Source organism: Salinibius halmophilus, from assembly GCF_003577475.1.
GTDB classification, from domain to species: domain Bacteria; phylum Pseudomonadota; class Gammaproteobacteria; order Pseudomonadales; family Natronospirillaceae; genus Salinibius; species Salinibius halmophilus.
In genome coordinates, this window is sequence record NZ_QPEP01000003.1 from 23,371 (window position 1) to 38,139 (window position 14,769).

Genomic DNA, 14,769 nt, shown 5'->3' on the forward strand with positions numbered 1-14,769 from the left:
ACTTGCCACGCAACTGTAAACCAATCTCTGCGCGCAATACGGCTTATGTTAAACTTGCCGCGGGCAAACCTAACCATATCGGTCAACGATGCCTTCAATTTGGCCCCAACGCATTTTAATAAAACTGAATTTTGCAAAGAAGATACGACTTATCCATGAAAACGTTCACAGATGTAGTAATCATTGGCGGCGGTGCTGCTGGCCTGATGTGTGCCTATCAAGCAGCTGAGCGAGGCTTATCTGTGGTCGTCATCGAGCAGGCCAAAAAAGTAGGTCGAAAAATTTTGATGAGCGGCGGTGGCAAGTGCAACTTTACCAACATGGAAATTGCGCCCAACAAGTATCTGTCGCAAAACCCACATTTTTGCAAATCGGCCTTGGCGCGCTACACCCAATGGGACTTTATTAGCCTAGTCAGTGAACAAGGCATTGAGTGGGAAGAGCGAGAGCTGGGCAAGCTGTTTTGCTGCCACAGTAGCAAAGACATTGTTGACTTGCTGCTGCACCACTGTCGCAGAACGTCTGTAGACATTCGCTGTCAACACAAAGTAAAACGGGTGCAAACAATAGACAATGGCTTCACTATTCACCTAGATGGGTTACCCGAGCTGTATGCCAAGCAGGTAGTTGTTGCCAGTGGCGGGCTGTCCATTCCGTCTATGGGGGCGTCGGGCATTGGTTATCAAATTGCTGAGCAGCATGGTCACAGCATTATTCCAACGCGTGCAGCCTTAGTACCACTTACCTGGCAAAACAGCGAAAAACCTCTGTTTAGCGAGCTGTCCGGCATTGCCACGCCCATGACGGCTACCAGCGAAAATCAGCAAAGCTTTAGTGAACCGGTACTGATAACCCACCGTGGTTTATCAGGCCCAGCAATTTTGCAAATTTCCAGTTATTGGCAACCCGGCGAGGCACTCAAGCTTGATTGGTTGCCAAGTGAGGATGTTGCGGCACTAGTAGAACAATGGCGTCAATCGCACCCTGCCACTCAGGTGAGCACCTTGCTTGCTGAATACTTTCCCAAACGCCTAGCACGCTTGCTGTGTGACCTAACTGGCTGCGGTGACAGCCGAGTCGGTGATTTGAACAAAGCGCAACTGGCCAAGCTCGCCCTACTTAATAATTGGCCGTGGCAACCAAATGGCAGCGAAGGGTATAAAACAGCCGAAGTCACCCTAGGTGGCGTGAACACAGATGAAGTGTCATCAAAAACCTTCGAAAGTAAAAAACAGCCGGGCCTTTATTTTATTGGCGAAGTGCTCGATGTAACTGGCTGGCTTGGTGGTTATAACTTCCAATGGGCGTGGGCGAGCGCCTGGTGCTGCGCTCAAGCGCTTAAGTCATAGCCATTCGCGCCGAACAACCCACGGGGAACTCAAGCGTAGGTTTTACGAGCCGAAGGCTCGGGAAACAAACAACACGTTGCCCGGCCAAAAAACGGCCGTGCAACCTACGGGTGAGTTGTTGCGGGTGTCGCATTGAATGCAAAATCAGGCGTAGGTTTTACGAGCCGAAGGCTCGGGAAACAAACACCATCGCAGGTTTTAGCAACCGCGAGCAAGTTTATGCCACGCGGTCTACACTAACAAAAGAAAGAAAGCAGGAATACGAATGCACAGAACCATTTTTCAAACCCCGGTGCTCAAGCAGATTTTTTATGCGATTGGCTGGATTATTTTAAAAGTTAGCGGTTGGAAAACCGAGGGGCATCTTCCTGCTGCGCCAAAAGCCATTATTATCGGTGCGCCACATACTTCTAACTGGGACTTCCCACTGGCCATGGCGGCTATATTTACGCGTGGTTGGCCGATGTACTGGGTAGGCAAACATACACTTTTTAAGGCACCTTACGGCTGGTTTATGCGCTGGTTGGGTGGCATTGCACTAAATCGCAGTCAAGCTAGTAATACCGTGAATGCCTACATCGACTTATTTAATAAAAATGAGTCGCTGTACATTACCCTCGCCCCCGAGGGCACACGGTCTTTGGTGACGCGCTGGAAGTCGGGTTTTTATCATATTGCGGTGGGCGCCGAGATCCCAATCGTTTTAGGCTTCATTGATAAAAAGACTAAAACCATAGGTCTTGGCCCGGCAATCACTGTTACCGGTGACTTGGAAAAAGACATGGAGGCCATAGGATCATTCTATGCTACGAAAGAAGGCATTAAGCCTGAGCTATTTGCTCTGCCTGACCTCGACGCTATGCGCCGCTGACCTGTCGCTACTGTTAGGCAAAGACAGTGAAGAAAAAGGGCAATGGCTGCGTGATTACCAAATAGCCGTCCCGGCTAGCAGCGCTGAGCAGTATGCAAAAAGCGCATCACTAGACTATCGCCGCGGCGAAATACAGCTTACCGCAAGGCAAGTGCAAGGCCAGTATTTCGCCGATAGCCAATTCCGTTTAGGCGACCGTCATTGGTACAACAACCAAGCTTATCGCGACTGGGCACTTGTTGGTGGTTATCGACTCGGCAGCCCAGATTTTACCAGTTACACCAAACTAGGCGGTCTGTGGCGCTGGCACCAACAAGATAATATAGGCGCACTCACGAGTCACAACCAAGTAGACCATTATTGGTATAAACCCTATGACCACCTCAAAATAACGAACCAACTCGAGTTTGACGCATTTTTGCCAAATCAATGGCAGCTAGTGACCAACCTCGCGCTCACAAGCCATTGGCAGTACCCCAACACTTGGCAACGAGCTTGGCAGTTTAATGTGCTCGCCGAGGCAGGCCTTGCCTGGCAGCAATGGCAACTATCCATTGAACGCAATGAGCGCCTTGCCTACGAAAACTACGCCCTAGCCTATTTCACCAAACTAACTTGGCAGTCTAATCAGTTGGCCGCCAACCTGCGCTATGGTGAGGTGTATCAAGCTGACATGATGGTTCAGTGGGTACTAGCACCAGACCTTATTACCTTTATCGAAGTTGAGTGGGAAAATGACGAACTACTTTGGACAAATGAAGCCATTACTTTGGCTGCTGGTCTGCGTTTGCTCAGTCGCTAATGGGCAATGGCAGGTAAGCATACTAAATGGTGAAGCGACCACCATTCAATACGGAGACGATCGCGCCATCCGCCAAGGCGAGTTACTCAGCCCAGGCATGTTAATCAACCTAAACGCTGGCACCATGATGATCCAAAATGGTGAACAGCAAGTATTGTTGATCGCTCCCAGCAAAATATCGGTCGCTTCTTTAGCACCTCTACAATTCGATCTAAACCATGGGCACATGATTGGTAACACCACATTAGCGGTTGATTCGCCTGTTGGTTTGCTAAATTTGCCCAACTCAACCTGGCGAGTTTATGGCGAAGCGGAACAACTGTATTTACTTTCCTATCATGAAACTACGCAATGGCAGCGCCGCGACTTGCGCAACAACGGATTTTTCTTAGCGGCAAATACGCCTTGGGCATTGTTCAATAATGGCGCTAATCAGCGGCTATCCCGCATGCCACCTAGTATTGATCGACAATTGTCACTGGCAATTGGTATCTCTGGAGATCGCCTTCAACACGATGATGCACTCGATCAAGCTCCACTACCTTGGTGACTTGTATTTTATGCTTGGCTGAATGCCTATGGCTTACGTCATGGCGAGGGGTTAGCAATTGCGGTATGGTTGCGCCAGTTAAATTGGATTGTTCAACTTAGGAATGCACCATGAGTGAAAGACCCTCTTCTTTTGATAAAGAACAGCTATTAGAGTGCGGTTATGGCCGTATGTTCGGTGAGGGCAACGCGCAATTGCCAGTTGGCAACATGCTAATGCTTGACCGTATTGCCCATATTTCTACCGAAGGTGGTGCTTACGGCAAGGGCGAAATTCGCGCTGAGTTAGATATCAACCCAGATCTATGGTTCTTTGAATGCCATTTCCCTGGCGACCCTGTGATGCCAGGTTGTTTAGGCCTAGATGCGCTTTGGCAATTGGTTGGTTTTTTCCTAGGCTGGAAAGGCAACCCTGGTAAAGGTCGCGCCCTTGGGGTTGGTGAGCTAAAGTTCACGGGACAGGTATTGCCAACGGCGAAAAAAGTTGAGTACCGTTTGAACATCAAACGAGTGATCGAGCGCAAGTTGGTGATGGGCATCGCTGATGGTGAACTACTTTGCGACGGTGAAGTGATTTATACGGCAAAAGATTTACGAGTAGGTTTGTTCCAAGCCGGCCAAATGGGAGGCTAAACGCGTATGCGTAGAGTGGTAATTACTGGCATGGGCATCGTGAGTGCCCTAGGAAACAGCGCCAGTGCTGTAGCAGATTCATTGCGCAACATGCGCAGTGGCATCAAAGCAAACGAAACATATAAAGAAGTGGGGATGCGCAGCCATGTGAGCGCATCACCAGAAATCGACCTGAAAGAAGAAATTGATCGTAAAGCACTACGCTTTATGGGCGCGGCCGCGGGTTACGCCTATGTCGCCATGCGTGATGCCATCAAGGATTCAGGCTTAACCGACGAGCAAGTGTCAAACTTCCGCACCGGTATTATCGCTGGTTCTGGTGGCGCAGCGTCCTCATCACAAGTCGAAGCAGCGGATATTTTACGCGAGCGTGGTATCAAGCGTGTAGGCCCTTACCGGGTAACACAAACCATGGGATCGACCGTTTCGGCTTGTTTGGCCACCGAGTTTAAAATCAAGGGTGTCAACTACTCCATCTCGTCTGCTTGTTCTACAAGTGCTCACTGTATTGGTAATGCCGTTGAGCAAATTCAACTAGGCAAGCAAGATATCGTGTTTGCGGGTGGCGGTGAAGAAGAGCATTACACCCTAAGCTCATTGTTTGATGCTATGGGTGCATTGTCGACTAAGTACAATGACACACCAGAGAAAGCGTCACGCGCTTACGACGCGGATCGTGATGGTTTTGTGATCGCCGGTGGTGGTGGCATGTTAGTGCTTGAAGATTACGAGCACGCCAAAGCACGCGGTGCGAAAATCTACGCCGAAGTCGTTGGCTATGGTGCCACATCGGATGGCTACAACATGGTAGCGCCAAGTGGTGAAGGTGCCGTGCGTTGTATGCAACAAGCGCTACAAGGCTTTGATGGCACCGATTACTCAAGCAAAGTGGACTACATCAACGCGCACGGTACGTCTACGCCAGCTGGTGACATCACCGAGCTAAACGCGGTGAAAGAAGTGTTTGGCGATGCCATGCCATTAATGGGCTCTACCAAGTCACTATCTGGTCACAGCCTAGGCGCTGCTGGCGTGCAAGAAGCGATTTACTCGCTGCTGATGATGGAGCAAGGGTTTGTTGCTGGCTCAGCTAACGTTGACAACCTCGACCCAGAAGCGGGTAATGCCAACATTATTACTGCTACCAAAGACTTACCCGTTGCTGTTGCCATGTCGAACAGCTTTGGCTTTGGTGGTACTAACGCAAGCTTAGTGATGGCAAAACTCGCCGACTAAGCCTTGCTCTCCCTTGAATGATTTCTGATAGACTAGCGAAGCATTCAAGGGAGAAACCTATGATTGAGCACATTTCTAAAACGCTAGGTACAGGCACTAATCAAGCTGTCGTTATTTGGCTGCACGGGTTAGGGGCTAGTTGCCATGACTTTTTTGGCGTGCCCGAGCACTTAAGGTTACGCTCAGACTTGCGCGTAAACTTTATCTTCCCGCAAGCCCCTACCCGAGCCATTACCATCAACAATGGCTATCAAATGCCAGGCTGGTACGACATTCTATCGCTGGGGCTAGACAGAGAAACCAATGTTGAACATTTACGTGAATCTGCCGCTGCAATCCACCAATTAATCGACCAACAAGTAGCCCAAGGAGTTGCCCCAGAGCGCATTGCACTGATCGGCTTTAGCCAAGGTGGTGCTGTTTGTTATGAAACGGCGTTCCAAAGTGATCGGCCACTTGCAGGCATGATCGCACTGTCGACGTATCTGGCCAACGACTTACCAAACACGGTGCGGCCTTTGCCGGTAGAAATTCACCACGGCCAGCAAGACGATGTAGTGCCTTTTGAACTATCGCTGCGCGCCAAAGAAGCATTAAGCCAGCAGCACATACCAGTCACACACAAAACTTTTCAAGCCACCCATACCGTTGTGCCCGAGCAGTTAGAGGACATTAGCCAGTGGTTAAACACGCATTTGGCGCGCTAGCAACGCTTGCCAGCCTAGTTATATTGATTGCTTCGCTTTGGCCTGCCAGCGGCCCTGCTACGGGCAATGACAAAATTGATCACTTACTCGCTTACGGGGCATTAATGCTGTTGTGGTACCTGTACTTTCGCAGCCACACCCTAACCAAGTTAGCCATAATTTGGCTCGGCGTCGTGGCGTATGGCGGGATAATTGAATTTTTACAGGGGCTGACCAGCTATAGATTTGCTAGTATTGCCGATATGATTGCCAACAGCGCAGGCGCTGGATTAATGCTGTTATTAATTCTTGGCTGGCTGCGCATAAGGAAACCTCAATGAATAAAAATGTTGCCTTAGTTGCACATGACAACAAAAAAGAAGAGCTCTGCTTGTGGGCGAAAAAGCATGAAGACAAGTTCAGCAAGCTAGGTATTTTTGCAACCGGCACGACGGGTCGTTTGTTGGAAAAAAGATTGGGCCGTCCAATTAATCGTCTGTTATCGGGCCCGCTAGGCGGCGATCAACAAATTGGTGCAAAGATTGCCGAAGGCGAAATTCACATGCTGATTTTCTTTTGGGACCCACTAGAGCCACAACCACACGACCCAGACATCAAAGCCTTGTTGCGCATTGCAGCACTTTGGAACGTACCCGTTGCCTGTAATATCGCGTCGGCGGATTACATGATCGAATCACCACTGCTGCTAGACGACAATTATCAACCAACCGAACCCGACTTCAGCATTTACACTAATCGTGTAACCCCTGCAGAGGGCAACTAATTCGCCAATGCCACTCACTGAGTGGCACCGTTCCCCTTTTCTTTTCGTACAGAGCTCAGCGTAAGACGATTTGGGCAACTACACTGCAAACAAAATGTAGATCTGCCCGTCAAAGCTGAACGTACAGCGCTGTATTGAATAAAAGGAAAGGCCCCGTGAAAAAAATTCTTCGATTCGTTATACCCGTTGTAATTCTTGGTGTTGGCGCCCTGGCAGTTTTTTGGTCGGTTAGCGACGATGACAGCGACTCACCCGTTGCCGAAGTTGTGCCGGAAAACTTTGCGTTGGTCACCAGCACCGCTCCTGAAATCCAGTCGCTATCTCCACAACTACTTAGTTGGGGAGAGATTACTGCCCCTAACTCAGCGCAGCTTAGCGCCAGCGTTGGCTCGGCGCGCATTGAACAGGTGTTGGTCAACCTAGGGGATCGAGTTAACGCAGGGCAACCACTAATTGAACTAGATACCAGCGATTTAGCTCTGCAAGCCGAACAACTACAGGCGCAAATAGACGAGCTTGCGGCCCAGCAGCAAGCCGTGCGCAACAAGTTAGCCATCGACGAACAAGCCTTAGAGCTCGAGCAAGCCCAGTTATCTGTGGCTGAAACCGAGGTGCGCCGCCTAACTCGCCTAGCCCAACAAGGCTTGGCGTCCGATAGCCAGCTTGAGCAAGCACAAAATCAACTGCGTGCCAGCCAAATTGCGGTTAACAATCGCCAGCTAGCAGTGAACAACGCCGAAACCGACTTGTTACGCTTTCGGGCGCAAAGTCGCAGGCTAAACTCTCAAGCACAAGGTATTGCTGAAGATATTGCTGACAGCACTATCACCGCCCCATTCGAGGGCCGAGTAGCGAGCTTAAATGCGAAAGTTGGTGAACGTGCCGGCACGGCAGCGCTGGCGCAAGTGGTTGGAGACGATCGCAAACTGAGCACCTGGATCCCAGCCAAATATGCCAATAGTGATTTGGAAGGCATGATTTGGTTAGATGGCGAATCATTCGTGGCCTCACGGGTAAACAAAGGGGTTGCCGCCAACGCAGGTTCAATCGAAACAGAGCTAGTACTTGCCGGCAATGACAGCCTAACACCTGGGCGCTACGCGCAAGCGGTGCTGTCTTTACCAGCCGTGGACGCCGTTGCCTTACCCGCTGCTGCGATCTACGGTAGCGGCTTGGTCTATCAAATCAGTGAAGGACAGCTTTACCCATCGGAAGTAAACATTATTGGCCGTAGAATGAATGATGGCGATGAGTGGGTACTGATCGATCCACTGGGCATTAAGTTCGAGGACCGCGTTCTCGTAACCCGCTTAGATGAAGCAGCCCCAGGCTTGCGGGTGAAGGAGGTTCAATAATGGAAGCCATTATTCGAAGTTTTGCCCAACACCGGATTGCTGCCAATGCCGTGATGGCGTTGGTAATCATTGCAGGCTTGATTGCCCTAGACCGCATCAACGCAACGTTCTTTCCACGCTTTGACTTAGATATTGTCAACGTATCCGCCAACTGGCCTGGCGCGTCGGCAGAAGACGTGCAAGAGGGCTACGCGATTCCGCTGGAAGAAGAGGTATTCGCTCTTACCGAAGTCGCTGATGTAGATACCATTAGTTATGATGATGGCTTGCGCCTAACGGTCACGCTCGAAGACAATGTCGACAAAGATGACGCCCTCACGACCATTCGTGATGCCGTCAACCGGGTACCACGCCCAGATGGCGCCGAAGACCCAGAAGTTGAGTTTTTTGAAATTCCAGAGTCGGTTGCCAATGTCGTGATTTTTGGCGACGCCGACCTCACAGTAATGCGCCAATGGGCACAAACGGCAGAGCGCACACTCGCGCAAGCAGGCTTGAGCCGAGTAGAAGTGATTGGCTTACCCGATGAAAGCTATGTGGGTCGCGTAAGCGCTGCCGACTTGCTGGAACGTGGTTTAACACCTCAGGCACTGGCTAACCAAATTGGCAGTGACAACATCTCAACGCCGGCCGGTAGCATTGGTGACCTTGGCATCGACCGCCAACTTCGTATTGCCAATGAAGAAACAAACTTGTTGTCGCTGAGTAATCAGTCACTGTCTGATGAGCGCAACACGCGCATTGAAGACCTGGTTAACCTACGTGCTGAATATGACGACAGCCAAACACGCGTGCGCTATCAAGGTGTTACAGCCATTGAATTAGTGATCACTCGTGGCGAGCAAGATGACACCCTAGACATGGCTAATCGATTGCAGGCTTGGCAAGTCGAGTTTGAAGAAAGTTTACCGGCAGGTCTTGAGCTGGCGGTATACAACGAGACATGGAAGTTTGTACAAAGCCGTATCAACATTATTTTGGAGAACGGCCTTGGCGGCTTACTGTTGGTGCTCATTGTACTATTCGTATTCTTAAATCACCGGATTGCATTTTGGGTGGCAGCAGGCATTCCAGTTGCTTTCTTGGGCACGCTCTTCTTCTTAGATTTGAATGGCGAAACTATTAACCAAATCAGCCTGTTTGGTTTCTTAATCGCGCTAGGTATCGTCGTCGACGACGCCATTGTTGTGGCCGAAGATGCTTGGGCCCACGTTGAAGCGGGTGAGGAGCCTACCAATGCTGCCGTGGGTGCTGCCGTGCGCATGTTCCCAGCGGTACTGGCATCAAGTTTAACGACGATTGCCGCCTTTTTGCCGCTGTTGCTCGTAACAGGCCCGGGCGGTGCGTTCTCGAAGCCTATTCCTATTGTAGTGATGATGGCCATTGCCGCGTCACTCATTGAGTGCTTCTTGATTTTGCCCGGCCACTTGGCCCACAGCTTGAAAAAGCGCAAGCAACGCAAACCTAATATCGTTCGCGTTAAAATTGAAAACTTTGTTAACTGGCTTCGTAACGGCCCAGTTCGCCGCGCGGCGGAGTACTCAGTCAACAATCGCATGGTGACCTATACCACGGCGATCGCACTGCTGGCGTTTTCCATCAGCTTGTTAGTAGGTGGCAAACTAAAGTTTGTTTTCCTACCGGCAATTGATGCACCCCAGCTAACCCTAGCAGCTGAGTTTGCTGACGGCACCAGTCCCGCCAAAATTGAGGACTTTATGGCCGACGCATTAGATGGCTTACGTGCAGTAGAGGCATCGGCACCGCGTCCGTTTATTAACGAGATCGTTACCTTTTTAAATGATGGCTCGCCGTATTCGGCGCGGTTGGTCATTGAGCTTGATTCAAGCGCTGAGCGGCCGCTGTCGAACGACGAGATTGCTGCGCAGTGGCGTGAGCGAGTTCAGCGCCCAGATGGATTATTAAGCTATGAGTTGCGCTCGGCACAAATTGGCCCAGGCTCTACCGAGCTGGCCATCCAAATAGCTGTCGATGACTTAGAGCAGCTGCGTGAAGCCAGTAATTGGCTGCAAAACGAGCTAGCGCTTGATGGTCGATTAATTGAAATTGACGACGATTTGCCAACCGGCTCAGATCAATGGTCGGTTACCCTTAAGCCAGATGCCAAGGCGCTGGGCTTGACCAACACCGACCTAGCAGGACAGCTGCGCAACCTAACTAATGGTGTCACCGCTCAAACCCTGCGCATTGATGGCCAAACACAAGGTGTAACGGTACAACTCAATGGCGAAGAAACCAGCACTTGGCTAGCCGTGTCGGCCATGCCGATCCTGCTACCTAATGGTGAGTATCGACCTTTGGGCGCTGTCGCAGACCTCAGTGCAGAAAGCCGTATTGCTCGCTTAAATCGCAAAGATGGACAACTGACTGCAGTAGTAACAGCTAACATCGCCAACGACACACTGTCACTGAGTGAGATTGGCGAGGAGCTAAAGCAAACCTTGCTACCAGAACTGGAAGCCCGTTTTGGCGTGGAAAGCAAACTAGGTGGCGACCAGGAACAACAAGCAGACTTTGTACGCGACGTGCAAATTGGCACGGTGGTTGGTCTCCTGTTGATCTTCGGCATCCTAGCCTGGGTATTTGAGTCGTGGAGCTGGCCGCTAGCGGTCATGTCGGTCATTCCATTTGCGCTAACCGGTGCATTATTAGGCCATTGGCTGCTCGGTTTAGATTTCTCGATTCTATCGGTATACGGCATCTTTGGTTTATCGGGGATTATTATCAATGACTCCATTGTATTGATAAGGTTCTATAAAGAGCTGCGAGAAAAAGGCTGGCACGTGCATGAGGCAATTATTGAAGCCACCACCATGCGCTTCCGCCCTGTAATCATTACCTCGCTCACAACGGTTAGTGGTTTGATTCCGCTGCTATTCGAATCATCATTCGATGCTCAGTTCCTAATTCCACTTGCCGCTGGTTTGGCCTTCGGTTTGCTGTATGGCGTATTCCTGATCTTATTCATGGTCCCAGCCCTGCTTACCACCATCGAACGCTGGCGCGGCCAGCACGGCAAAACCCTAGAAACCGCATAATGCAAAAGCGCCCGACAACGGGCGCTTTTTTTGGGCCAGTCATCCCCGAGTGGGTTTATCGGGGATCCAGTTTGCAAAACATGACACTGGCAACTAGATTCCCGCCTGCGCGGGAATGACCCATACAGTCATCCCCGAGTGGGTTTATCGGGGATCCAGTTTGCAGAACATGACTGTTTCAGGAACGTGGTTCCCAGCGCAAACACAAACGCCTTGCAACCTACGATGACATTAACTGTTGAAAGTCGGTGCCACTTGGCGACTGGTAAATAGCCAGATCGAAATGATCAAGCGAGGCATAAAGCTCATCAAAAATATCGGCTTGAATACCTTCATAGATAATCCAATCGGTAATGGCACTAAAACAATAAATCTCTAGTGGAATGCCCTGTGCCGTTTGCTGAAGCTGGCGCACCATCAGTGTTAAATCACTGCGCACTTTTTCATTCTGCCTTAGTTTTTCGGCAATATAAAAACGCACAGCGCCTAGATTCGTTGGTGCCTTGCTAGCAGCCAAATAGTCCGCCACACCAGGTAGATTGGCAATGCGTTGTTTTAGTTCATCATCAACAAACCTAACCGAGCGCACATCAATGGTGACCGAGCGTTTAATGCGCCGAGCGCCGGTTTTTTGCATACCTTGCCAGTTGACGAAGGCATCGGAAATCATTGCGTAGGTAGGGATAGTTGTAATGGTTTTATCCCAGTTTTGGACTTTTACAGTAGTTAGAGTGATGTCAATCACCTCACCATTGGCTTTGTATTGCGGCATTTCAACCCAGTCGCCTGGGGCAACCATACGGTTCGCCGACAACTGAATACCAGCGACCAAGCCAAGAATTGGGTCTTTAAATACCAGCAACAAGATGGCCGTCATGGCACCCAAGCCGCTAAGCAGAATAAGCGGCGACTGGCCAATTAGTATCGAAACAATGAGCAGAAGGGCCATCACGGCTAGCGCCAACTTCACCCCTTGAAACAGTCCTCGCAGCGGAAGCTCCCTTCCTGCTCGGCTGGTCATAGAGAAATCTAGCACCACGTCCAGCAAAGAGAACAGCGACAGCATTACATAGAGCACGATTAGCGACTCTAAAATAATGCTGCTAACTGGCAGCAGCACAAAGCCATCCGGCAACCAAAGCTGTATTTGCCAGCTAAGTATGACTAGCTGCACAACAACCATGCTGCGTGAAAACAATTTGCGACCAAACAATGCTCGATGCCAAATACGCTGAGATTTTTGTGCAGCGCTATCTAAAAATCGCAAAACGATTCGATGCAGTACCCAATAACTCACCCAAGCAATCAAAACAATTACTAGCAGCACTGCACCCAACGCAGCCCATTCAGCCATTGGTACCTGCCAATCCAGCATTTGTTGCAATACTCTCTGATACATAGCCATTCCTTATCTAGTTACCGCAATAAACCATAGCGAAAGCAATATACGTCCTAGTATGAAGGCTTCGAGTCACAAAAAGAAGTCAGGGCAGCAACGCGTATCAAGTCGGCACTGGTTATGGCATACAAGCTGCGTCAGCGGTGGGCTCAGAGCAAGGAATTGGTGGAATGGCCGTCATTGGTAAATAAAAAAGCCACCTGTAAAGGCAGCTCATTTCTCTAACGCTCGCAGACTAAACGTATAAATCACAAAAAACGACGCCGAGGCTAGCTGTCCTCTTTGAACCTAGGGTCGTCAAACACACGTTGAACCGCTTCGGCTTCAGGAACACCCTCGGCAACAAGTTTTTCAATGGCTGCTACCACTGCTTTTTGGCGCTCCAGTGGCGGCAGGTTTACAGGTAAGCCATCGTCTGTAGCTTCGGGTACGTTAAAATCCATGGTGATACTCCAACAATAGAATTAGCTGAAGTTTACCATTAATTTTGCACGACCTCATCGCGGTTCAATCCGTACTTACGCATTTTTTCAACCAGCGTTGTACGTCGAATACGGAGCTTTTCTGCCGCTCTCGCTACCACGCCATTGCAATCGTCTAGTGCTTGGCGTATTAGGCTGCTTTCCATCTGCGCTAAATGATCTTTAAGGTCTAACCCATTTACCGGCAGCAATGCTGGATCTTGCGATTCTACAGGTGCGGCGACTGGCTGCTCAATTTCAAACTCTGGTAGCGCTTCTTCGTTTTCATCAACGTGGCGATATTTTTTAGGTAGCTCGCCCGAACCAATAACGCCAAATGGGAACATAATTGCTAAGCGTTCAACCAGGTTGGCAAGCTCTCGCACGTTGCCCGGCCATGGATGGCGAATCAATGACATTAAGGCGCTGTTATTAAAGCGAATCGAGCCTCGCTTCTCTTTTTCCATACGAACGGTTAGTTCGTTGAGTAGCACTGGGATATCTTCTTGGCGCTCGCGTAGTGCTGGCATTTCAATTGGAAAGACATTTAAGCGGTAGTATAAGTCTTCGCGGAAGCGATCATCAGTGATCATATCTTCTAAGTTGCGGTGCGTTGCAGCAATAATTCGAACATCAGTACGAATAGTTTTATTGCCCCCTACGCGCTCGTACGTGTGCTCCTGCAAGACCCTAAGCAACTTGACCTGCATAGGCAAAGGCATGTCACCGATTTCATCAAGAAATAAGGTCCCACCCTCTGCTAGCTCAAAGCGGCCAGCGCGTGCCGAGATAGCGCCGGTAAAAGCACCCTTCTCATGGCCAAATAACTCACTCTCTAGCAGCTCGCTTGGAATGGCACCACAGTTCACAGGAATAAAAGGCTTGTCGCGACGCGTTGAGTGGTAATGTAAATTGCGTGCAACCACTTCTTTGCCAGTACCAGATTCGCCGGTAATCAACACGGTTACGTCTTTATCAGCAACCTGAGACATCAACTCTCGCACACCTTGAATCGCACGACTGCTACCAACTAAGCTGCGGAAAAGCTTCGGAGCGCGGCCAGAGCCTGAGTTCATCAAGTCGATCTGCTCACGATATAACTGAGCTCGATGCAGGTTATCTAACAACCTAGCATGGCTAATTGGCCACAACAGTTGGTCAATACAGGCACGCCGTACTTGATCATCTACCTGCTCTGGCAACGCCTGATTAAGCAACAAAAATGGAATACCTGGGTCGAGTTCGAGCAGCTGTTTTATCAAGCGATCTACAGGCCCAGAAACTTGGCCAATCACAACTGCTGCTAACTGGTTAGCAGACTCTACACTATCCTCTAATACCGACTTCCAGCTGTCAGAAGTGGCAAATAAAGCGTGTTCATCGATGAACTGCATGATAACACCAAAGTCGTTTACTCTTTGGGCAACATCATCGATGACAAAAATATGTTCGCGCCTCATTATGTCAAATTCCTAGACTACGTTGTGTGATTGTTACTCAGTAAAGTGGTGAATTACCCAATCGTCAATTATTCGGCGAAAAAATTAATAATTTCGAATACTCACCGACGGGGTAGTTCCGATAA

At 49.8% G+C, this 14,769-nt stretch carries 14 protein-coding genes; 11 read left to right on the top strand and 3 right to left on the bottom strand.

Annotation, left to right across the window (positions count from 1 at the left end; translation table 11 throughout):
- Nucleotides 1-155: 155 nt before the first annotated feature.
- From DUW71_RS03520 to DUW71_RS03570, 11 genes are all read left to right on the top strand, one after another.
- Nucleotides 156-1,349, top strand: a complete 1,194-nt coding sequence (locus DUW71_RS03520; RefSeq protein WP_119393861.1) for a BaiN/RdsA family NAD(P)/FAD-dependent oxidoreductase — start codon at nucleotides 156-158, stop codon at nucleotides 1,347-1,349.
- A gap of 265 nt (nucleotides 1,350-1,614) precedes the next feature.
- The gene (locus tag DUW71_RS03525) at nucleotides 1,615-2,220 is read left to right on the top strand and encodes a lysophospholipid acyltransferase family protein (protein WP_119393862.1); all 606 of its coding nucleotides are present in this window, start codon (nucleotides 1,615-1,617) and stop codon (nucleotides 2,218-2,220) included.
- Nucleotides 2,153-3,022: a hypothetical protein gene (locus tag DUW71_RS03530; RefSeq protein WP_158583851.1), complete on the top strand. Its 870-nt coding sequence runs from the start codon at nucleotides 2,153-2,155 to the stop codon at nucleotides 3,020-3,022. Before DUW71_RS03525 ends, DUW71_RS03530 begins: the two co-directional genes overlap by 68 nt.
- Nucleotides 2,976-3,572 (top strand): hypothetical protein, encoded by a 597-nt coding sequence (locus DUW71_RS03535; protein ID WP_119393864.1) that lies wholly within the window; start codon nucleotides 2,976-2,978, stop codon nucleotides 3,570-3,572. The genes DUW71_RS03530 and DUW71_RS03535 overlap by 47 nt, the downstream gene beginning before the upstream one ends.
- 110 nt (nucleotides 3,573-3,682) lie before the next feature.
- The gene (gene fabA / locus DUW71_RS03540; RefSeq protein WP_119393865.1) at nucleotides 3,683-4,204 is read left to right on the top strand and encodes a bifunctional 3-hydroxydecanoyl-ACP dehydratase/trans-2-decenoyl-ACP isomerase; all 522 of its coding nucleotides are present in this window, start codon (nucleotides 3,683-3,685) and stop codon (nucleotides 4,202-4,204) included.
- Between the two features lie 6 nt (nucleotides 4,205-4,210).
- Nucleotides 4,211-5,440, top strand: coding sequence for a beta-ketoacyl-ACP synthase I (fabB, locus tag DUW71_RS03545; protein ID WP_119393866.1), 1,230 nt, complete (start codon nucleotides 4,211-4,213; stop codon nucleotides 5,438-5,440).
- Nucleotides 5,441-5,499: 59 nt separating this feature from the next.
- Complete coding sequence (locus DUW71_RS03550; RefSeq protein WP_158583852.1) at nucleotides 5,500-6,147, top strand: alpha/beta hydrolase; 648 nt, start codon at nucleotides 5,500-5,502, stop codon at nucleotides 6,145-6,147.
- Nucleotides 6,120-6,467, top strand: coding sequence for a VanZ family protein (locus tag DUW71_RS03555; protein ID WP_119393868.1), 348 nt, complete (start codon nucleotides 6,120-6,122; stop codon nucleotides 6,465-6,467). The genes DUW71_RS03550 and DUW71_RS03555 overlap by 28 nt, the downstream gene beginning before the upstream one ends.
- The gene (locus DUW71_RS03560) at nucleotides 6,464-6,910 is read left to right on the top strand and encodes a methylglyoxal synthase (protein WP_119393869.1); all 447 of its coding nucleotides are present in this window, start codon (nucleotides 6,464-6,466) and stop codon (nucleotides 6,908-6,910) included. The genes DUW71_RS03555 and DUW71_RS03560 overlap by 4 nt, the downstream gene beginning before the upstream one ends.
- A gap of 155 nt (nucleotides 6,911-7,065) precedes the next feature.
- A complete protein-coding gene (locus DUW71_RS03565; protein ID WP_158583853.1) occupies nucleotides 7,066-8,265 on the top strand; it encodes an efflux RND transporter periplasmic adaptor subunit in 1,200 nt (399 codons plus the stop codon).
- A complete protein-coding gene (locus tag DUW71_RS03570; RefSeq protein WP_119393871.1) occupies nucleotides 8,265-11,324 on the top strand; it encodes an efflux RND transporter permease subunit in 3,060 nt (1,019 codons plus the stop codon). Before DUW71_RS03565 ends, DUW71_RS03570 begins: the two co-directional genes overlap by 1 nt.
- Nucleotides 11,325-11,544: 220 nt before the next feature.
- On the opposite strand, the gene DUW71_RS03575 is transcribed toward DUW71_RS03570, so the two are convergent.
- The 3 genes from DUW71_RS03575 to DUW71_RS03580 all read right to left on the bottom strand — a co-directional run bounded on the left by DUW71_RS03575 (nucleotide 11,545) and on the right by DUW71_RS03580 (nucleotide 14,644).
- The gene (locus DUW71_RS03575) at nucleotides 11,545-12,723 is read right to left on the bottom strand and encodes a mechanosensitive ion channel family protein (protein ID WP_199671142.1); all 1,179 of its coding nucleotides are present in this window, start codon (nucleotides 12,721-12,723) and stop codon (nucleotides 11,545-11,547) included.
- A 269-nt stretch (nucleotides 12,724-12,992) separates the two neighbouring features.
- Nucleotides 12,993-13,166 (bottom strand): hypothetical protein, encoded by a 174-nt coding sequence (locus tag DUW71_RS17550; protein WP_158583854.1) that lies wholly within the window; start codon nucleotides 13,164-13,166, stop codon nucleotides 12,993-12,995.
- 38 nt (nucleotides 13,167-13,204) lie between these two features.
- Nucleotides 13,205-14,644: a sigma-54 dependent transcriptional regulator gene (locus DUW71_RS03580; protein WP_119393872.1), complete on the bottom strand. Its 1,440-nt coding sequence runs from the start codon at nucleotides 14,642-14,644 to the stop codon at nucleotides 13,205-13,207.
- Between the last annotated feature and the right edge of the window lie 125 nt (nucleotides 14,645-14,769).